Origin of the sequence: Pseudomonas sp. MEJ108 (assembly GCF_030208985.1) — a bacterium.
Taxonomy (GTDB): domain Bacteria; phylum Pseudomonadota; class Gammaproteobacteria; order Pseudomonadales; family Pseudomonadaceae; genus Aquipseudomonas; species Aquipseudomonas fragariae.
Genome location: NZ_JARVSW010000022.1, coordinates 24,556 through 43,182, shown reverse-complemented (window position 1 = coordinate 43,182; position 18,627 = coordinate 24,556). Strand labels below are relative to the sequence as shown.

The following is an 18,627-nucleotide window of genomic DNA, read 5'->3' as shown; positions in this document are numbered from 1 at the left end:
CAGAAACTATCCCGGCAGCCTAATGGGTTGATCGGCTTTTGTCAGGCCTGAGCCTGCGCGGCACACGGCCGTGATACGCACACACGAGAGCGACATACTGATGATTCGTCTTCTGCGCACCGGTTTTATCGGCTGCCTGGCCTTGCTCTTGATGGCTCAGATGGCGAATACGCAGGCTGATGAACCTCAAACACCTGCCGTTGCGCAGTTGAGCGCAGCGCAACGCAACTGGCTCGACCAGCACGGCCCCCTGCGCGTAGGGCTGGTACTGCGCGCGCCTTACGCACAGTTTGATCAACGTTTGCAGCAGTTATCCGGCGCCAACGTCGACCTGATTAATGCGCTGGCGGCGACGCTGCCGGTCGACTTGCTGTGGCGGAATTTTCCTGATCAGAGCGCGCTGGAGAACGCGCTGGCCAAGGGGGAAATCGACGTTGCGCCCGGCTTGATGCAAACCCCCGCAGGCTTGCGTCTGTGGTTGTTTTCCGACCCGTATCTGCGTGTTTCGCAGCTGTTGATCGGCGAACGTGATGGCAGCACTGCCGTGGACCTGGAGAAACTCGACAGCCTTTCGCGCGTCGCGGTACGCATGCCGAGCACCACGGCCGACTACCTGCGCAGCAACTTTGCACACCTCAACCTGCAAGGCGTGCCGCTGGAGCGCCAGGCCTTGCAGCTGTTGCTCAGCCAGCAAGCTCGTTATGCCGTGGTGGACGAAGCGCAACTCAGTCGTCTGCTGCGCGAGCCGGAGTTCGCCGGGCTGGCGGTGGTGGGGGATATCGGGCTGCCGCAATTGTTGCGTGTGGCTTCACGACGCGACATGCCGGAGCTGGCCGCCATCGTCAGCGAAGCGTTGCGAGCGATCCCTGCCAAGGAGCTGGAGCAGTTGCACGCGCGCTGGATGCCGCTGACCCCGTCCCACTTCATCGAGTCGACCAAACTCTGGAAGAACCTGTGCATTCTGCTGCTGGTGATGTTGCTGACGTGTTTCGCCATCGTGATCTGGCAGCGTCGCCAGCAGCAGGCGCTGGAGCAGGAGCTGCTGGCTGCGCGTGAAGAACTCGCCCGCCGTGTCGAAGAGGAGGAGGCGCTGCGCCTGGCGCAGTTTTCCATTGATCAAAGCACCGTCGGCATCCTCTGGGTCAACTGGGACAGCCGCGTGCGTTACGCCAACCGGGCGGCGGAATCCATGCTGGGCTATGCGCCGGGGCAGGTGGTCGAGCGCCCGCTGATCGATTTCGAGCCCGGTCTGCACATGGATCGCTGGCTCAACCTGTGGAAGAACGCACGCTCCAGCGAAGACAGCCCGCAAGTGTTCGAGACCCATTGCCTGCGCGCCGATGGCAGCCTGCTGCCTGTCGATGTCTCGTTGAGCTTCCTGCGCTTTCGTGACGCTGAATACTTGGTGGTGTTTCTCACTGACGTCAGCGAGCGGCGCCGCGCGCATGATCTGTTACGTGAGTTGTCAGCGCATCTGGAAAGCGTGCGTGAAGAAGAGAAGGCGCATATTGCCCGCGAGGTTCACGACGAGCTGGGTCAGATGCTGACGGTATTGAAACTCGAGACGTCGATGTGCGAGCTGGCCTATGCCGACCTCGACCCTGGCCTGAGCGAGCGGCTGGACAGCATGAAGCGTCTGATCGCTCAGTTGTTTCAACTGGTGCGCGATGTTGCCACGGCCTTGCGCCCACCGATTCTCGACGCCGGTATCGCTTCGGCCATCGAATGGCAGGCACGCCGTTTCGAGGCGCGTACTCAGATTCCGTGCCTGGTGCAGGTGCCGGACAATCTCCCGGCGCTCAGCGATGCCAGGGCTACGGGCATGTTCCGCATCCTTCAGGAGGCGCTGACCAACGTGATGCGCCATGCCCGCGCACACACGGTAGAGATCAGCCTGACGCTGCAGGACGGCATGATGTGCATGAGCATCGCTGATGACGGGCAGGGCTTTGTCATCGAGTCGGGCAGGGCGGTTTCGTTCGGTCTGGTCGGGATGCGCGAGCGGGTGCTGATGCTCGGCGGCAGACTGGAGCTGGACAGCGAGGTGGGTGAGGGCACAACCTTGCGCGCCTATATCCCGCTGGACACCCTCGCACAGGAGCGAAGACAGTGATTCGTGTTTTGGTAGCCGAAGACCACACCATCGTGCGTGAAGGGATCAAGCAATTGATTGGTCTGGCCAGGGATCTGCAGGTGGTGGGCGAGGCCAGCAACGGCGAACAGTTGCTCGAAACCCTGCGTCATGTGGCCTGCGAAGTGGTGCTGCTGGATATCTCCATGCCCGGCGTCAATGGCCTCGAGGCGATACCGAGGATTCTCGCACTGACCAACCCGCCGGCCATTCTGGTGTTGTCGATGCACAATGAGGCGCAGATGGCCGCGCGTGCCCTGAAGGTCGGCGCAGCAGGTTATGCCACCAAGGACAGCGACCCGGCGCTGCTGCTGACGGCCATTCGCCGGGTGGCGGCCGGTGGGCGTTATATCGATCCGGACCTGGCTGACCGCATGGTCTTTGAAGTGGGTCTCACCGACAGCCGGCCTCTGCACTCGCTGCTGTCGGAGCGCGAGTTTTCGGTATTCGAGCGCCTCGCCCAGGGCGCCAACGTCAACGACATCGCTCAGCAACTGGCCTTGAGCAGCAAGACCATCAGCACCCACAAGGCGCGGCTGATGCAAAAAATGAAACTCAACTCGCTGGCCGATCTGGTCAAGTACGCGATGGAGCACAAGCTGCTCTGAGTCTGAAAACGACACCCGGCACGATAGGCGTCCGTGAGAACACTATTGTGCCCATGCTCCGCGTGGGCATGCCGTTCGGGACGCTCTGCGTCCTCTTGCAACGCAGTGCGTCGAGAAGGATGCCTGAGCCGACTTATCCAATCGCGCCATCTCTGTAGGGCAATCCCTACCCCTGGCCTTCCAGCCGGCCTAGGCGATTCTCTCCCGGCCACCGATTTGCGGGGGCTTCGGGCTGCTCTAGGCTGGAGCCCACGCAGACAAAACAAGGGTGTGGGTAATGAGCGACGTCGATACAAGCGCTGGAGCAAATGATGTTCTGGTCAGCTTTCGTGGTGTGCAGAAGAGCTACGACGGCGAAGCACTGATCGTCAAAGACCTCAACCTGGACATTCGCAAGGGCGAGTTCCTGACCCTGCTCGGTCCTTCCGGCTCCGGCAAGACCACCAGCCTGATGATGCTGGCCGGTTTCGAGACCCCGACGGCCGGTGAAATCCTCCTCGGTGGCCGCGCCATCAACAACGTGCCACCGCATAAACGCGACATCGGCATGGTGTTCCAGAACTACGCCTTGTTTCCGCACATGACCGTGGCCGAGAACCTGGCGTTCCCGTTATCGGTGCGTGGCATGAGCAAGACAGACGTCGGCGAGAAGGTCAAAAAGGCACTGGGCATGGTCCAGCTCGATACCTTTGCGCATCGCTATCCGGCGCAGCTGTCCGGTGGCCAGCAGCAGCGCGTTGCGCTGGCGCGTGCGCTGGTCTTCGAACCGCAACTGGTGCTGATGGATGAGCCGCTCGGCGCCCTCGACAAGCAGCTGCGCGAACACATGCAGATGGAGATCAAGCACTTGCACCAGCGCCTGGGTGTGACCGTGGTCTATGTGACTCACGACCAGGGCGAAGCGCTGACCATGTCGGACCGGGTCGCGGTCTTCCATCAGGGCGAGATCCAGCAGATCGCGCCGCCCCGCAGCTTGTACGAAGAACCGAAGAACACCTTCGTCGCCAACTTCATCGGCGAGAACAACCGCCTCAACGGACGTCTGGTCAGTCAGGACGGCGACCGCTGTGTGGTCGAGCTGGAGCGTGGCGAAAAAGTCCACGCGCTGGCAATCAATGTCGGTCAGCCAGGTGGCCCGGTCACCCTGTCGATCCGTCCCGAGCGCATCAACCTCAATGGCCGCAGCGAGAGCTGCGCCAACCGTTTTTCCGGTCGTGTGGCCGAGTTCATCTATCTGGGCGACCACGTTCGTGTGCGTCTGGAAGTGGCCGGCAAGCACGACTTCTTCGTCAAACAGCCGATTGCCGAACTGGACCCCGGCCTGAGCGTGGGCGACGTGGTGCCCATCGGCTGGCAAGTCGAGCACGTCCGTGCGCTCGACCCCTTGCAGCCAGTGCATTGATCTACCGACAAAAGCAATAACAGAGGCGACCTGATCGCCCATCCCAATCGCTTACCAACACTGCTCGTGGAGAAAAGAACCTATGTTGAAGTCTTTGAAGTTCACCGCCATCACGTTGGGCATGATGTGCGCGGCGCAGGCCATGGCTGCCACTGATCTTACCGTCATCTCCTTTGGCGGTGCCAACAAGGCCGCTCAGGAAAAAGCCTTTTACGCGCCTTGGGAAAAGGCTGGCAACGGCAAGATCATCGCCGGTGAGTACAACGGGGAAATGGCCAAGGTCAAAACCATGGTCGACACCAAGAGCGTTTCCTGGGACCTGGTAGAAGTCGAATCGCCGGAACTGGCGCGTGGTTGCGACGAAGACATGTTCGAAGAGCTGGACCCGAAACAGCTGGGCAATGCCGCTGACTTCGTGCCTGGCGCCATCACCACCTGCGGTGCCGGCTTCTTCGTCTGGTCCACCGTGCTGGCGTACAACGCTGACAAAGTCAGCACTGCACCCAGCGGCTGGGCCGATTTCTGGGACACCAAGAAATTCCCGGGCAAGCGCGGCCTGCGCAAAGGCGCCAAGTACACCCTGGAATTCGCCCTGATGGCCGACGGCGTTGCGCCGAAAGACGTCTACAAGGTATTGGCCAGCAAAGACGGCCAGGACCGCGCGTTCAAAAAGCTGGATGAGCTCAAGCCAAACATTCAGTGGTGGGAAGCTGGCGCACAGCCGCCGCAGTACCTCGCTTCCGGTGACGTGGTGATGAGCTCGGCCTACAACGGCCGGATCGCCGCCGTGCAGAAGGAAAGCAATCTCAAAGTCGTGTGGACCGGTGGCGTTTATGACTTCGATGCCTGGGCCATCCCGAAGGGTTCGAAAAACGCCGATGCCGCGAAGAAGTTCATCGCCTACATGCTGAGCCCCGAGCAGCAGAAGACCTACTCGCAGAACATCGCCTACGGCCCGGCCAACACCCAGGCGGTCAAGCTGCTGGACAAGGAAACCCTGCAGAACATGCCGACCACGCCTGAGAACATCAAGGATCAGGTGCAGATGGACGTGGCGTTCTGGACCGACAACGGCGAATCCCTCGAGCAGCGTTTCACTGCCTGGGCTGCCAAGTAATCCGTTTGCGTTGAGTCAGAACCGGGCGCTCCCTGAAGCGGGGAGCGCCCCCTCGTTGAAAGATTCCGGAGTTCGCTATGGCCATCGCCGTGCCCTTGACTGAAGGCGCCAGCCCTAACTTGAAGCAACGTCTCGCTCGCGCCGAGCGGGTCAACCGCTGGAAGGCTCAGGCACTGATCGCGCCGTTGGTGATTTTCCTGTTGTTGGTGTTTCTCGTGCCCATCGCTGCGCTGCTTTACAAGAGCGTCGGCAACCCCGAAGTCGTGACGGCGCTGCCGACCACCGTGGTCGAAGTGCAAAAATGGGATGGTAAAGGGCTGCCGCCCGAGTCGGTCTACAAAGCGATGAGCCTGGACCTGGTCGAAACGCGCAAGAATTCCACGCTGGGCGATCTGTCCAAGCGTCTGAACATCGAACTGGCCGGATACCGCAGCCTGCTGAGCAAAACCGTACGCGCGCTGCCGTTCAAGACTGAACCGGCCTCTTATAAAGAAGCACTCGAAGCGCTGGACGAGCGTTGGGGCGACCCGGCCTATTGGCAGGCAGTGCGTCGCAATACCAGCAGCATCACCCCGTATTACCTGCTGGCGGCGGTCGACCATCGCATCGATGACCTCGGCGAAATCGCCCCGGCGACTCCGGACCAGGCGATCTATCTGGACATCTTCGCCCGCACGTTCTGGATGGGCCTGGTGATTACCGCGATCTGTCTGGTGCTGGCTTATCCGCTGGCCTATCTGCTCGCCAGCCTGCCTGCGCGGCAGAGCAACCTGCTGATGATTCTGGTGCTGCTGCCGTTCTGGACCTCGATTCTGGTGCGCGTGGCCGCCTGGATCGTGTTGTTGCAGTCCAGCGGTCTGATCAACAGTGCCTTGCTGGCGATGGGCATCATCGACAAGCCGCTCGAACTGGTTTTCAACCGGGTAGGGGTGTACATCTCGATGGTGCACATCATGCTGCCGTTCATGATCTTGCCGATCTACAGCGTGATGAAGAACATTTCCCCGACCTACATGCGCGCGGCGATTTCGCTGGGCTGCCATCCGTTTGCGAGCTTCTGGCGCGTGTACTTCCCGCAGACCTACGCCGGGATCGGGGCCGGCTGTCTGCTGGTGTTCATTCTGTCGATCGGCTACTACATCACCCCGGCGTTGCTGGGCAGCCCGAACGATCAGATGGTCAGCTATTTCGTCGCGTTCTACACCAACACCAGCATCAACTGGGGCATGGCCACCGCGCTCGGCGGGCTGCTGCTGTTGGCGACCATCGTGCTGTACCTGATTTATAGCTGGCTGGTCGGCGCCAGCCGCCTGCGTCTGAGCTAAGGAGCGTGACCATGCTGAACCCATACACATCGCCGATCGAGCGCCTCTGGTATTACACCTTGCGCATCATCTGCACGCTGGTGCTGCTGTTTCTTGTGCTGCCGATACTGGTCATCGTGCCGCTGTCATTCAACTCCGGCAGCTTTCTGGTCTATCCGCTGCAAGGCTTCTCGTTGCAGTGGTATCAGGACTTCTTCAACTCTGCCGAGTGGATGCGCGCGCTGAAGAACAGCATGATCGTCGCCCCGGCTGCGACCCTGCTGGCGATGGGCTTCGGCACGCTGGCGGCGATCGGCCTGACCCGCGGCAACTTCCCCGGCAAGGCGCTGGTCATGGCCCTGGTGATTTCGCCGATGGTGGTGCCGGTGGTGATCGTCGGCGTCGCCAGCTACCTGTTCTTCGCGCCACTGGGCCTGGGCAATAGCTACACCTCGCTGATTCTGGTCCATGCGGTGCTGGGCGTGCCGTTCGTGATCATCACGGTGTCGGCTACTTTGCAGGGCTTCAATCACAACCTGGTGCGCGCTGCTGCCAGCCTCGGTGCATCGCCGCTGACCGCGTTCCGGCGCGTGACGCTGCCGCTGATTGCGCCGGGGGTGATTTCCGGCGCGCTGTTCGCCTTCGCGACCTCGTTCGACGAAGTGGTGGTCACGCTGTTCCTCGCCGGGCCGGAACAGGCGACCCTGCCTCGGCAGATGTTCAGCGGCATTCGCGAAAACCTCAGCCCGACCATCGCCGCCGCTGCGACCCTGCTGATCGGCTTTTCGGTGGTCTTGCTGCTGGTGCTCGAATGGTTACGCGGGCGCAGTGAAAAACTCAGAACGGCGCAGTGACTGCAAGCTGCAAGCTGCAAGCTGCAAGCTGCAAGCTGCAAGCTGCAAGCTGCAAGCTGCAAGCTACAAGCTACAAGCTACAAGCTAAAAGCAGAAGCAAATCAAAATGCTTGAAGCTTGAAGCTTGAAGCTTGAAGCTTGAGGCTTGAGGCTTGAGGCTTGAGGCTTGAGGCTTGAGGCTTGAGGCTCGAAGCTTACCGCTCCGGGCGAAGCTTGGCGTACAATCCGCGCACCGTGATTCTGCTCAAACAGGTGCGTCATGCAGCCCTTCGTTATTGCCCCATCGATTCTTTCCGCTGACTTCGCCCGTCTGGGTGAGGAAGTCGACAACGTGCTGTCCAGCGGCGCCGACTTTGTCCACTTCGATGTCATGGACAATCACTACGTCCCGAACCTGACCATTGGTCCGATGGTGTGCAGCGCGCTGCGCAAATATGGCGTCACTGCACCGATTGACGTGCACCTGATGGTCAGCCCGGTGGATCGCATCATCGGCGACTTCATCGAGGCCGGTGCCACCTACATCACCTTTCACCCGGAAGCGACCCAGCACATCGACCGTTCGCTGCAGTTGATCCGCGAGGGTGGCTGCAAGGCGGGCCTGGTGTTCAACCCGGCCACGCCGTTGAACCTGCTCGAATACGTCATGGACAAGGTCGACATGATCCTGCTCATGAGCGTCAACCCCGGTTTCGGCGGGCAGAAGTTCATTCCCGGTACGCTCAACAAGCTGCGTGAAGCGCGCGCCCTGATCGATGCTTCCGGACGCGACATCCGCCTGGAAATCGACGGCGGCGTGAACGTCAACAATATCCGCGAAATCGCAGCGGCAGGTGCTGATACCTTCGTCGCCGGTTCAGCCATTTTCAATGCGCCGGACTACCGCGAAGTGATCGAAAAGATGCGCACAGAACTGGCGTCATCCCGCGCATGAGCGGCTTCGAGCAGTTGTTTGCAGGCAAGCTTCCCAAGCTGATCATGTTCGACCTGGACGGCACCCTGGTGGACTCGGTGCCCGATCTGGCCGTGGCGGTGGACACCATGCTCTCTGAACTGGGGCGTCCGATCGCCGGGCTGGAATCGGTGCGGGCCTGGGTGGGCAACGGTGCGCCGGTGCTGGTACGCCGCGCGCTGGCCAACAACCTCGACCACAGTGGAGTCGATGACGCCCTGGCCGAGCAGGGCCTGGAAATCTTCATGCGCGCTTATGCACAAAAGCATAAATTCACCGTGGTCTACCCCGGCGTGCGCGAAACCCTCAAGTGGCTGCAGAAAATGGGTGTCGAAATGGCGCTCATCACCAACAAGCCGGAGCGCTTCGTCGCGCCGCTGCTGGACGAGATGAAGCTGGGGCGTTTCTTTCGCTGGATCGTCGGCGGTGACACCATGCCGCAGAAAAAGCCTGATCCTGCTGCACTGTTCTTCGTGATGAAAATGGCTGGTGCCCCTGCCTCGCAATCGCTGTTCGTCGGCGACTCGCGCAGTGACGTGCAGGCTGCCAAGGCTGCCGGTGTGGCCTGCGTCGCGTTGAGCTATGGCTACAACCACGGGCGACCGATTGCCGAGGAAAACCCGGCGATGGTCATCGATGATCTGCGCAAACTGATTCCCGGTTGCCTGGACATGGACGCTGAGATACTGTTGCCCGACATCAAACGTCCCTCCTCAAGAGAATCCATCGTGGTGGTCACTCGCAAACTCTGGATGAAAGTCATCAAGGCCCTGGCCCGCTGGCGTTGGCGCGCCTGACCTGATCCTGGCCGGCCTGCCGGCACGTTTGCCTTACTGACCGTTTTGTCCTCAAACCACGAGGTTGCTCATGAACCGTGAAGAATTCCTGCGTTTGGCCGCCGAAGGCTACAACCGCATCCCGCTTGCCCGCGAAACCCTGGCCGACTTCGACACGCCGCTGTCGATCTACCTCAAGCTTGCCGATCAGCCCAACTCCTATCTGCTGGAGTCGGTGCAGGGCGGCGAGAAGTGGGGGCGTTATTCGATCATCGGTCTGCCATGCCGCACCGTGATGCGTGTGCACGGTCATCACGTCAGCGTGACCCATGATGGCGTCGAGATCGAAAGCCTGGATGTCGAAGACCCGCTGGACTTCGTCGAAACCTTCAAGGCGCGTTACAACGTGCCGACCATTGCCGGGCTGCCACGCTTCAACGGCGGGCTGGTGGGCTACTTTGGCTACGACTGTGTGCGCTATGTCGAGAAGCGTCTGGCCAACTGTCCGAACCCTGACCCGCTGGGCGTGCCGGATATCCTGCTGATGGTGTCTGACGCGGTCGTGGTGTTCGACAACCTGGCGGGCAAGATGCACGCCATCGTGCTGATCGATCCGGCGCAACAGGACGCTTACGCGAGTGGTGTTGCACAGCTCGATGAACTGATGCACAAGCTGCGTCAGCCGATCACGCCGCGCCGCGGCCTTGATCTGGACCGGCCGCCGGCGGCCGACCCGGTGTTTCGTTCCAGCTTTACCCAGGACGATTACGAGGCGGCGGTCGATACGATCAAGCAGTACATCCTCGCCGGCGACGTGATGCAGGTTGTACCGTCGCAGCGCATGTCCATCGATTTCAGCGCCGCGCCGATCGATCTGTATCGGGCGCTGCGCTGCTTCAACCCGACGCCTTATATGTATTTCTTCAACTTCGGCGACTTCCATGTCGTCGGCAGTTCGCCGGAAGTGCTGGTGCGGGTCGAGGACAATCTGATCACTGTGCGTCCGATCGCCGGTACTCGTCCTCGCGGCGCCACCGAAGAGGCGGATCGCGCGCTGGAAGAAGACCTGCTCTCCGATCACAAGGAAATCGCCGAGCACTTGATGCTCATCGATCTCGGCCGCAACGATACCGGTCGGGTGTCCGAGATTGGCACGGTCAAACTGACCGAGAAAATGGTCATCGAGCGTTATTCCAACGTCATGCACATCGTATCCAACGTCACAGGCCAGTTGAAAAGCGGGTTGAGCGCGATGGACGCGCTGCGCGCGATTCTGCCGGCGGGCACCCTGTCCGGGGCGCCGAAGATCCGCGCCATGGAAATCATCGACGAGTTGGAGCCGGTCAAACGCGGCGTCTACGGCGGCGCAGTCGGTTACCTGGCCTGGAACGGCAACATGGACACGGCGATTGCGATTCGGACTGCGGTGATCAAGGATGGTGAGCTGCATGTACAGGCCGGTGGCGGCATTGTCGCCGACTCCGTGCCAGTGCTGGAATGGGAAGAAACCCTGAACAAACGCCGCGCCATGTTCCGCGCCGTAGCCCTGGCCTCGCAGCCTGCCGAGGGTTGAGCAGGCGGGATGCTCTGCGTCTCAAAGCGGACGCAGAGCATCCCGCGATACTTGAGATTATCGTTCCTCACGCTCCAGCGTGGGAATGCCATGGGTGACGCTCCGCGTCACAGATCTGCGCCGCGCCGCAGAGTCAGGACAGGACGCGGAGCGTCCAGAACGGCATGCGACGCGGAGCGTCGCACGATAGTCAGGCTTGCTGCTCTGGTAATGAACGGTAGTTGAAGAGCTATCGTTCCTCACGCTCCAGCGTGGGAATGCCGTGGGTGACGCTCCGCGTCACAGATTTGCGCCGCGCCGCAGTTCTCAGGACAGGACGCGGAGCGTCCAGAGCGTCGCACGATAGTCAGGCTTGCTGCTCTGGTAATGAACGGTAGTTGGAGAGCTATCGTTCCTCACGCTCCAGCGTGGGAATGCCGCGGGTGACGCTCCGCGTCACAGATCTGCGCCGCGCCGCAGTTCTCAGGACAGGACGCGAAGCGTCCAGAACGGCATGCCCACGCGGAGCATGGGCACGATAGTCAGATTATCGTTCCTCACGCTCCCTCCTGCGGGCAGTCTAGAAACTCAGACTCAACGCAACATTCACCCCTTGCTGGGTCACGTCGTCGTTCTTGCGCCAGTTGTAATTGCCGCGCAGTGTCAGGTCCTGAGTCAGCTTCTGGCTGACACCCAGCGTGGCCCGGTTCAGGTCGCGTTGCGGTGTGTAGCCTTGCAGCGTGAAACCGACTGACTGGACGCTGTTGAGCGCCATGGTCACGTCCTGCTGATCGGTCTCGAATTCCCTTTCATGGGCCACTTCGCCCCATACCTGTGTGCTCGGTGTCACTTGGAATTTGCCCTGCACACCCGCGCCAGCACGCCGCGATTTGCGCGTCTGGTCACTGAAGGTCAGCGCGGTCGAGCGGTCGCCTTTTTCCGAGTAGCGGTCGACATCGATGTGCGCGTAATCGGCGCTGACGAACGGCGACAGATGCCAGCGACTGGTCGGGCCCGCGATGTCGAAACCGACCCGCCCGCTGACAGCCCACATTTCGCCGTCGGTATCGCCTTTTTCCTGACCTTCGCTGACGCCCAGCGCGAACTTGCGCTCGGCATTTTCGTAGTCCAGTTTGCCGCCCGACACCGCCAGATCACCCCACCAGTGGTTGGCCTGATACTGCAGGAACGCAGTGGCGATGTAGCTGTTGAGTTTGTAGTCCGAATCCCTTGGCCCTGCCTCAAGATTCTGGCGATACGCCCCGGCGACAACCCCAGTGCGCCAGTTTTCGGCAAATCGGTAGCTGCCGCCGATGGTCAGGTTATAGCCTCTTCCGTCAGCATCAGCCGAACTGTCCTGCGCGTCGAAGTCCATTTTCTGACCGCCTGCCGAAAGCATGCTCTGCCACTGTCCTATGCCTTGCCAGTTGCCCCAGTCGCTGAGCCACTGGGCGCGGATCTCGTCCTGATGCATGCGCAGCGTGCCATTGGCCATTTCCGGCAGCAGGGAGATTTCCCAGGGGGCCGAAAGCAGCGAGTAGGCGTAGTCGGCCAGCAACCTCTGCCCGGCCTCGGTCGGATGCACGCGATCGTTGAAGAACAGCCGGTTTGGATTCGGCGTCGCACTGGACCGGCCGTTGGTGGTGCTTTTCCGGCAGCTATTGCCGCTGAAACAGGTACTGACCAGATTCTCGTTGGGATCGAACCCGAAGCGTGCCGGTTCGGCGAGGACTTCATTGATCAGCAATGGAACATTCAGCGGAATGATCTGGGCATTGATCTGCGCCAGTCGGCTGACTAACTGCTGATTGAAGCCCGCGCTGAGTGCGGAAGTTGCCGAAGCCAGTGGCGAACCGCTCAAGGCTGGCGTTTTACCGATATCCGGCAGCAACCAGACCATGATGTAGCGCGCACCGGCCTGTTGCAGGGCTTGCGCGCTGTCAGCCAGCTGATTGGCAGCTTGCGCGGCGCTGCTGGCACTCAACACACGACCCTGCAGGAAGTCGTTGCCGCCTCCGGTCAGGTAATAAAGCGCGTTGGGGTCGGCGCGAAAACCGTTGGCGGGCAGATAACCGGTCCGGCTGCGCAGCAATGTGCCGGTGTTCGGGTCGACGACGGTGGATTGCGAGTTGATCGAGTCAAGAATCTGGTCGGTCCGATAGCCGCCGACTGCCCAGTTATTGCCATCGGGTGCGCCCAGCGCAGCATTGACCGGCGACGTGGAAGCCGCCAGATCTCCTGCCTGCACACCGAGCATCCTGCCGATCAGCGTCGACGAGTTCAGATTGAACACCTCTCCACTGCCGTCCTGATAAGTGGGGCCGACCCGATTGGTGAACCGAAGCGTAGAGCCCCTGGGCCCGGCGGTGTCGGGAAACTGCCCGGCATCGGCCAGGCTGTCGCCGAACACCACCATGGTCGAATAGGGCGCGGCAGCAGCGGTGCCGCAGGCAAGCGATAACAGGCAGGCCGCGAAGGGCCAGCGCCTCGATGTCTTGGTCATGAACGGATCCCGATTGTTTTTGTTTTGTACCGGAAACGTAGCAAGATTTTTCATGACTGCAAAGTTCGATGAACATTATCGCGCTGCGGCGGTGCTTTTTTGACCTCAGGCGGCCCTGTTGGTCACGATGGCGCTCAGGTAGTTGGCCAGGTCGTGCAGGTACACGAAGGGGTGGCCCTGACGACTGCCGCCTGTACGGCTGACCTTCAAGTCGATGCGCCCTGCGTTGATCTTGCGCAGCAGATTCCTGTCGTTCGACAGGTGCGAAAAATAACGCTCTCTGACGGCGCTCAGCGAAGGGCACGGCGTGGCGAATTCTTTGCGGAGTTGATCCAGTATTTCGTTCATTCCATGACTCCCTGTGGTTTGCATGTGAGTACTCCCGAAATGGGGTGCAGACAAACAATACGATATGTAGCGCGTCGTGACAATACAGTTTGTATTTTAAATACGATCTGTATAGTTCGCATCACAGGGAATCGATGTACCAGGACACGTGGGCAGTGCCGTTTTCAGAGCTGCGGGTTACGTTGATGCCGTCGGCCTCGCTGATCTGATCCATGATGCGCTCCCAGTGGGCCACCGACTCGCCAGGCTCTCTGATCAGCAGGACCTGATGCTCGATCTGGGCCTTGTCACTGGTGATAGCGTCCTGAATCCGCTGTGCCAGGGCCAGATAAGCGTCATGTTGCGAGGTGTCGGGGAACTGCTTGAGCATGAGTGAACTCCTTTTTACTGTATGTGCATACAGTAATTGAGGGGTGTTTCTCACGCAAGCTACAAATGTTTCCTACACGGACACCTGCCCGGACTGAAACAGTGGCGCATGAAAAAGCCCCGATTATCGGGGCTTGGGCGGGGCGTGCCGGGATTCAGAGGCGCATGGTCATCTGCCTGATGACGCCGATCAGTTTGCACTCCTCGGTCACCGCAAGGGTCGGGTAGGCGGGGTTCAGCGGCTTGAGAAAATAGCGTCCGGCGTCTTCGACCAGCTTTTTGAAGGTGGCCTCGTTGCTTTCCGGCAGTTTGGCGATGACCAGCTTGCCGGCAGTGGGCTCGATTCCGGTGTCGACCAGAATCAACATGCCTTCGGGAATGCTCTGCCCTGCGGGCGCGGTCATCGAGTCGCCACGCACTACCAGCCAGAAAGCTCTGCCCTTGGCTTTATAGTCGCTGATCTCGAAAGTGTCCGAATAGCCGGCAGGGTAGGGCTCGACGGCCTCACTCCAGCCACCGGCCTCGACCCAGCTGATGACCGGATAGCGATAGAAACGCGAAGGCTGCACCGTGGGCTCCACGTTGTGCATGCCGGGTTCGCTGGCCGGGATGGAGGTGGTGAGAATCGGCAGGCCGAGCTCGGTCAGAAATCGATTGATGACCTCGATCTTCGGTTCACGCTTGCCGTTCAGCCAATGCCCTACCGCGCCGGGCGTCACGCCCATCCGCTCAGCCATTTCTTCCTGGCTGATTTCCTGGGTTTCCATGACCTGTCTTGCGACTTCATACCATTTTCTGTTCATGCGTCGAATCATACAGGCTGTAGGGTGTTGAGCAATATACATAATGTAATGCTTCGTTGTGTCATAAAAATACAAAATGTATTGTAAGGCCTCGGTTCTGTGTAGCGAAAGACGCTGCACAGCTTTTCAGAAAGGTCCTACAGGAGAGACACAATGATCGAGAAAGTAGAAGCCGTGATGCAGCATTGGGGTGAACAGCGCATGCGCATTGGTCTGGGCGGCGGGCTGAGCAGTCCGATGGCCGGGATCATGGAATGGGGCGCGTACATTCCGCGTCGCACACCCGGCTCGCGCGCGCTGGTGGGTAATGGCAGCGGCCTGGACTATATAAGCAGCGAAGTCGAGGCGGCCGTGGCGCAGCTGTCGCGCAGCCCGGCAAAGAGCCGCGGGCCTGAACTGGCGCAACTGGCGACATTGCGTTATGTCGAGTCATTGCCGGTGCGCGAGCAGATGCGTCTGGTGGGCATCAATGAAGGCGCAGACCGCACCTATCGCAACTGGATCAACAAGCTGCACCAGCAAGTGCTGGCGATTCTCGCTGAGCGCAGCGCTTCCAGAAGCAACAATGCGGTCGCCGACAAGGCTGCCCAAGGGTGAATGAAAACACGGTTTCACGCCGTTTATCCGGGTCGATTGCACAGCTGTGGCCGAACTCGTGTTGAACTCCGGTCAAACTCGACCCACCCCGAAACTGCCCCTTCCCAGGCTTTCCGGAGGGGGGTAAAAAGGTCCCACGATATGCGATTTGCGCCTCAGGGCCGCAGCCGGAAACAGGCTGATCAACAGCCACAACCGGTCACTCGCGACCCACCTCAAACCCCGCTCCGGCGGGGTTTTTCATTGGGCCAGGCGCATGGAGGCCAATGTAGATGTTGAAAAACTTTAGATGCGGGCAGTGCAAGAAACTGCTGGCCCGCATGGGTGAATACACAGAGCTCCAGATCAAATGTTCCCGCTGCGGGACGTTGAATCATGTGAAGGCCGCGAGCCTCGAGTTATCGCCGTTGAGCGAAAGAGGTACAGCAGCGTCGCTGCTGCCTCGCGGTGCCAACTAGAGGTATCAATCATGTCCAATAGCAGTTCTGCTGTCAGCCAGCTGAAGAATATTCCGCTGGTAGGTATCAACCTGGGTTCGGTGGCGAACGCCGGACAGATCGTGCCGGGCGAGGCCGGGACTCATTACCAGTGGCCCAATCGTGGAACCATCACGACCTGGGTCAAGAACCGGGGCGTGCGTCTGATCCGGTTTCCGTTCGAACTTCAGCGCGCCATTCAGCTGTCGACTCTGGACGGTCTGCCAGGCCAAGGGGCGAACCTGAACACCGATTTTGTGAAGCGCTGGAAAGAAATGCTTGGCTGGATTCGCGATGACTCCAACGGCGAGGCCAGAATCATTCCTGATCCGCACCACTACATGCGGTTGCATCGCTACGAAACAGATGCAAACGGGACGCTGACCGGACGCATTCTTCCTGCCGCAGAGGCCGGTAATCAGAATGGCTGGAAGGCAACCGAATCGGTATTGATCAAGGACGGGAACGGTGTCAACGGCACTTTCTGGAGCGCCGTTCACCTGGCCAACTTCCACCAGAAGCTGGTCACTGAATGCGACGATCCGATGGTGCTGGGCTGGGGGTTGGGTAACGAGCCGTATTCGAATACCACGGTAGGTGCCAAAGACTACATTACGTTGCCTGATCTTGAAGCGCTGTACATCAGCACGATGAATACCCTGCTGCAGGCGTTGCGCAACAGCTCGAAAAAGCCGGTGTTCATTTGTGGGCTGGAGTTTGCAAGCGCCAGAAACTGGGCCACCGTCTCCGCCAACCTTCAGTCGAAGATTGTCGATCCGGCCAATGCAATCGTCTGGGAAGCCCACGCTTACGGCGATTACGATAAAAGCTCCAGCGGTGCCTACGCCAATAACAACGATTTGATCTCGCCGACCGTTCTGCGCGATGAAATCGTGGGTCCGTTTCTGACCTATGCCAAGACTAACAAGATGGCCGCATTTATCGGTGAAACAGGGATTCCGCCAACGGCTGCCGGTCGCACCGCGCTGAAAAACCTGCTCGATAAAGCGAAGGCAGAAATGGTGCCAGTGACGCTGTGGGTTACAGGACCCGGCACCGATGGCGAAAAGATGAGCCTGGAAGCCAGCAACCAGGCGCAGACCGTCGCACTGGTCACACCGTACTTTGCCGAGCGCATTGCCCTGTGGGGTTATGCACAGGCATGACGGTGCAAGTCATTCCGTTCTGACCCGACAACGGAGCCCCGTATCAAGGGGCTCTTTCCAGTTTGTTCAGGCTTTCGATCAACGAGGGCCTTGAGAGTCCACCAGCCTGTTACGGAGTACCCATGGACCCAACCGACCTAGGCCCAGGCACAGCTACCTGGCTGGGCGGCACGGGCACAATTCTGCTTGGCGGCTTTTTATGGCTGCGCAAGTTTCTTTCCAGAGATGCAACAGACCGGGCGATGGACAACGCGGACATCGGCACGGTTCGCCGCCTCAATGAACTGCTCGACTCCGAGCGCCAGGCGCGCAAGGAGGCTGAAGCGCGGGCTGATCAGTTCGCCAAGGAGCGCAACGAGCTCGCCGCAGCGGTTGGCCGGATGGAGGGCAAGATCGAAGCCCTCACCAGCCACATCGTTCAGCTTACCGACAAGGTCACTACGCAAAGCGCCGAAATAGCCCGGCTGCGATCCCAACTCGGAGGTGCAAACGATGCACAGATGCGCAATTGATTTCATCGCTCGCCATTGGTGGCGGCGCCTGGAGGTCTGGCTGATTTCCGTGCTGCTGATCGCTGGCTGCCTGATGCTCGGTTTTCAGGCCGGGCAGTGGTCGGCCAATGCCGAGCATACGCAGCAGCTGGCCGAGGTTCGCAATGCCTATGACGCAGCTCTGGGCAAACGTGACCGGCGCCTGGACAGGCTGGCCGAAACCACAACGCAGGCGGCGGACAAGGTCGAGACGGCTGCCTCCATCGCCAGCCAGGCTGCGCATGCGGCCAGTCGCGCGGCGGACAAGGCGGATGAGGCGCTGGGCAAGGTAAGCCAGTAGGCGCATTCATCACGTCAGATCACTCCAACACACGCGGAACCCCTTATGAAGATAACCCCGATAGTTGCCCATTTGCAGGCGACCTGCCCGAGCTTTGCCGGGCGAATCAGTGCCGGTATCGACTGGGCTGCGGTCGCCCTCGGCGATCAGCTCGCTCACCCGTCGGCGTACGTGATTGCCACTGGCGATCAGTCCACGGCCAACGATTTGCAGAACGTCATTCGCCAGAACATCACCGACACGATTGATGTCGTGGTGGTGCTCGATGGCGGTGACAAGCGCGGGCAGCAAGCCAGTGAGCAACTGCATGCCCTGCGCGCCGAACTGTGGCGTGCACTGGTGGGCTGGAACCCGGATCACGATTACGACGCGATGCGATACACCGGTGGCGCGCTGGTGCAGATCAGCGGCGACCGGGTGACGTATCGCTTCGGCTTTGCCGCGCAGTTCCAGTTGGGCCGCAACACCGCCGATCAGCCTGCCGAGACCTGGCACGAAGCGTATCTGGATGGTTTGCCCGGTTTTACCGGCGCCACCCTCGAGATGGACTGCGTTGACCCCGCAGATCCGAATCTGAAATCCCCCGGCCCTGATGGCCGTATCGAAGCGAAGTTCACAGCAGAGGTAACCCCATGACTCAACGCATCACTGTAATACCGGCCGAGGGCCGCACTGTGCCGGATCCGGAGGCGGGCGATTTGCTGCCCGTCGAAGGCCGGCAGGTGACCTTCAACGCCTGGTGGCAGCGTCGTCAGAACGACGGCGACATCACCATTAAAACCGAGCAATCCACCACCACCCATCAAGCCTTCACGGCTTAACCAAGAGGAAGCCAAAC

20 protein-coding genes are annotated in these 18,627 nt (G+C 60.3%); 16 read left to right on the top strand and 4 right to left on the bottom strand.

Features of this window, described 5'->3' with window-relative positions; all coding sequences use genetic code 11:
- The first annotated feature begins 100 nt into the window (after positions 1-100).
- The 9 genes from QRN50_RS12520 to trpE all read left to right on the top strand — a co-directional run bounded on the left by QRN50_RS12520 (position 101) and on the right by trpE (position 10,717).
- A complete protein-coding gene (locus tag QRN50_RS12520) occupies positions 101-2,113 on the top strand; it encodes a sensor histidine kinase (RefSeq protein ID WP_096127037.1) in 2,013 nt (670 codons plus the stop codon).
- A complete protein-coding gene (locus QRN50_RS12515) occupies positions 2,110-2,739 on the top strand; it encodes a response regulator (RefSeq protein ID WP_003341145.1) in 630 nt (209 codons plus the stop codon). Before QRN50_RS12520 ends, QRN50_RS12515 begins: the two co-directional genes overlap by 4 nt.
- 277 nt (positions 2,740-3,016) lie before the next feature.
- The gene (locus tag QRN50_RS12510; protein WP_096104450.1) at positions 3,017-4,141 is read left to right on the top strand and encodes an ABC transporter ATP-binding protein; all 1,125 of its coding nucleotides are present in this window, start codon (positions 3,017-3,019) and stop codon (positions 4,139-4,141) included.
- An 82-nt stretch (positions 4,142-4,223) separates the two neighbouring features.
- Positions 4,224-5,258, top strand: a complete 1,035-nt coding sequence (locus QRN50_RS12505) for a polyamine ABC transporter substrate-binding protein (protein WP_003394920.1) — start codon at positions 4,224-4,226, stop codon at positions 5,256-5,258.
- Between the two features lie 77 nt (positions 5,259-5,335).
- Positions 5,336-6,583 carry an ABC transporter permease gene (locus tag QRN50_RS12500; protein ID WP_058823013.1) on the top strand — a complete coding sequence of 416 codons (1,248 nt, stop codon included), beginning with the start codon at positions 5,336-5,338 and terminating at the stop codon, positions 6,581-6,583.
- Between the two features lie 11 nt (positions 6,584-6,594).
- Entirely contained in the window at positions 6,595-7,416 is an 822-nt protein-coding gene (locus QRN50_RS12495; RefSeq protein ID WP_096127036.1) for an ABC transporter permease, read from the top strand.
- A gap of 259 nt (positions 7,417-7,675) precedes the next feature.
- Positions 7,676-8,350, top strand: a complete 675-nt coding sequence (gene rpe, locus QRN50_RS12490; protein ID WP_003304938.1) for a ribulose-phosphate 3-epimerase — start codon at positions 7,676-7,678, stop codon at positions 8,348-8,350.
- On the top strand, positions 8,347-9,165 hold the full coding sequence (locus QRN50_RS12485) for a phosphoglycolate phosphatase (protein ID WP_024651921.1): 819 nt from the start codon (positions 8,347-8,349) through the stop codon (positions 9,163-9,165). Before rpe ends, QRN50_RS12485 begins: the two co-directional genes overlap by 4 nt.
- Before the next feature lie 70 nt (positions 9,166-9,235).
- A complete protein-coding gene (gene trpE, locus QRN50_RS12480) occupies positions 9,236-10,717 on the top strand; it encodes an anthranilate synthase component I (RefSeq protein WP_003402019.1) in 1,482 nt (493 codons plus the stop codon).
- 559 nt (positions 10,718-11,276) lie between these two features.
- Here trpE and estP read toward each other — a convergent pair.
- The 4 genes from estP to QRN50_RS12460 all read right to left on the bottom strand — a co-directional run bounded on the left by estP (position 11,277) and on the right by QRN50_RS12460 (position 14,683).
- Positions 11,277-13,199, bottom strand: coding sequence for an esterase EstP (gene estP / locus QRN50_RS12475; RefSeq protein ID WP_096127456.1), 1,923 nt, complete (start codon positions 13,197-13,199; stop codon positions 11,277-11,279).
- Between the two features lie 105 nt (positions 13,200-13,304).
- Positions 13,305-13,547: a pyocin activator PrtN family protein gene (locus tag QRN50_RS12470; protein WP_003316268.1), complete on the bottom strand. Its 243-nt coding sequence runs from the start codon at positions 13,545-13,547 to the stop codon at positions 13,305-13,307.
- A 121-nt stretch (positions 13,548-13,668) separates the two neighbouring features.
- Positions 13,669-13,917, bottom strand: coding sequence for a DUF1654 domain-containing protein (locus tag QRN50_RS12465; RefSeq protein ID WP_003402012.1), 249 nt, complete (start codon positions 13,915-13,917; stop codon positions 13,669-13,671).
- A gap of 154 nt (positions 13,918-14,071) precedes the next feature.
- Entirely contained in the window at positions 14,072-14,683 is a 612-nt protein-coding gene (locus QRN50_RS12460; protein ID WP_024639984.1) for a LexA family protein, read from the bottom strand.
- Positions 14,684-14,872: 189 nt separating this feature from the next.
- Between QRN50_RS12460 and QRN50_RS12455 the strand changes: the two genes are divergently transcribed.
- The 7 genes from QRN50_RS12455 (at position 14,873) to QRN50_RS12425 (ending at position 18,610) form a co-directional block, all read left to right on the top strand.
- Positions 14,873-15,316: a hypothetical protein gene (locus QRN50_RS12455; protein WP_011269120.1), complete on the top strand. Its 444-nt coding sequence runs from the start codon at positions 14,873-14,875 to the stop codon at positions 15,314-15,316.
- A 272-nt stretch (positions 15,317-15,588) separates the two neighbouring features.
- Entirely contained in the window at positions 15,589-15,774 is a 186-nt protein-coding gene (locus QRN50_RS12450) for a Com family DNA-binding transcriptional regulator (RefSeq protein ID WP_011269119.1), read from the top strand.
- Between the two features lie 11 nt (positions 15,775-15,785).
- Complete coding sequence (locus QRN50_RS12445; RefSeq protein ID WP_096127454.1) at positions 15,786-16,958, top strand: cellulase family glycosylhydrolase; 1,173 nt, start codon at positions 15,786-15,788, stop codon at positions 16,956-16,958.
- 122 nt (positions 16,959-17,080) lie between these two features.
- The gene (locus QRN50_RS12440) at positions 17,081-17,470 is read left to right on the top strand and encodes a hypothetical protein (RefSeq protein ID WP_003411734.1); all 390 of its coding nucleotides are present in this window, start codon (positions 17,081-17,083) and stop codon (positions 17,468-17,470) included.
- On the top strand, positions 17,451-17,789 hold the full coding sequence (locus QRN50_RS12435) for a hypothetical protein (protein ID WP_024639982.1): 339 nt from the start codon (positions 17,451-17,453) through the stop codon (positions 17,787-17,789). Before QRN50_RS12440 ends, QRN50_RS12435 begins: the two co-directional genes overlap by 20 nt.
- 45 nt (positions 17,790-17,834) lie before the next feature.
- On the top strand, positions 17,835-18,425 hold the full coding sequence (locus tag QRN50_RS12430; RefSeq protein ID WP_096127453.1) for a phage tail terminator protein: 591 nt from the start codon (positions 17,835-17,837) through the stop codon (positions 18,423-18,425).
- Complete coding sequence (locus tag QRN50_RS12425) at positions 18,422-18,610, top strand: DUF2635 domain-containing protein (protein ID WP_024639981.1); 189 nt, start codon at positions 18,422-18,424, stop codon at positions 18,608-18,610. Before QRN50_RS12430 ends, QRN50_RS12425 begins: the two co-directional genes overlap by 4 nt.
- Positions 18,611-18,627 lie beyond the last annotated feature (17 nt).

Excerpts from the sequence above, each read along its gene's own strand:
- QRN50_RS12520 (WP_096127037.1), top strand. The coding sequence starts at position 101 with ATGATTCGTCTTCTGCGCACCGGTTTTATCGGCTGCCTGGCCTTGCTC.
- QRN50_RS12510 (WP_096104450.1), top strand. The coding sequence starts at position 3,017 with ATGAGCGACGTCGATACAAGCGCTGGAGCAAATGATGTTCTGGTCAGC.
- QRN50_RS12505 (WP_003394920.1), top strand. The coding sequence starts at position 4,224 with ATGTTGAAGTCTTTGAAGTTCACCGCCATCACGTTGGGCATGATGTGC.
- QRN50_RS12500 (WP_058823013.1), top strand. The coding sequence starts at position 5,336 with ATGGCCATCGCCGTGCCCTTGACTGAAGGCGCCAGCCCTAACTTGAAG.
- QRN50_RS12495 (WP_096127036.1), top strand. The coding sequence starts at position 6,595 with ATGCTGAACCCATACACATCGCCGATCGAGCGCCTCTGGTATTACACC.
- rpe (WP_003304938.1), top strand. The coding sequence starts at position 7,676 with ATGCAGCCCTTCGTTATTGCCCCATCGATTCTTTCCGCTGACTTCGCC.
- QRN50_RS12485 (WP_024651921.1), top strand. The coding sequence starts at position 8,347 with ATGAGCGGCTTCGAGCAGTTGTTTGCAGGCAAGCTTCCCAAGCTGATC.
- trpE (WP_003402019.1), top strand. The coding sequence starts at position 9,236 with ATGAACCGTGAAGAATTCCTGCGTTTGGCCGCCGAAGGCTACAACCGC.
- estP (WP_096127456.1), bottom strand. The coding sequence starts at position 13,199 with ATGACCAAGACATCGAGGCGCTGGCCCTTCGCGGCCTGCCTGTTATCG.
- QRN50_RS12470 (WP_003316268.1), bottom strand. The coding sequence starts at position 13,547 with ATGAACGAAATACTGGATCAACTCCGCAAAGAATTCGCCACGCCGTGC.
- QRN50_RS12465 (WP_003402012.1), bottom strand. The coding sequence starts at position 13,917 with ATGCTCAAGCAGTTCCCCGACACCTCGCAACATGACGCTTATCTGGCC.
- QRN50_RS12460 (WP_024639984.1), bottom strand. The coding sequence starts at position 14,683 with ATGGAAACCCAGGAAATCAGCCAGGAAGAAATGGCTGAGCGGATGGGC.
- QRN50_RS12455 (WP_011269120.1), top strand. The coding sequence starts at position 14,873 with ATGATCGAGAAAGTAGAAGCCGTGATGCAGCATTGGGGTGAACAGCGC.
- QRN50_RS12450 (WP_011269119.1), top strand. The coding sequence starts at position 15,589 with ATGTTGAAAAACTTTAGATGCGGGCAGTGCAAGAAACTGCTGGCCCGC.
- QRN50_RS12445 (WP_096127454.1), top strand. The coding sequence starts at position 15,786 with ATGTCCAATAGCAGTTCTGCTGTCAGCCAGCTGAAGAATATTCCGCTG.
- QRN50_RS12440 (WP_003411734.1), top strand. The coding sequence starts at position 17,081 with ATGGACCCAACCGACCTAGGCCCAGGCACAGCTACCTGGCTGGGCGGC.
- QRN50_RS12435 (WP_024639982.1), top strand. The coding sequence starts at position 17,451 with ATGCACAGATGCGCAATTGATTTCATCGCTCGCCATTGGTGGCGGCGC.
- QRN50_RS12430 (WP_096127453.1), top strand. The coding sequence starts at position 17,835 with ATGAAGATAACCCCGATAGTTGCCCATTTGCAGGCGACCTGCCCGAGC.
- QRN50_RS12425 (WP_024639981.1), top strand. The coding sequence starts at position 18,422 with ATGACTCAACGCATCACTGTAATACCGGCCGAGGGCCGCACTGTGCCG.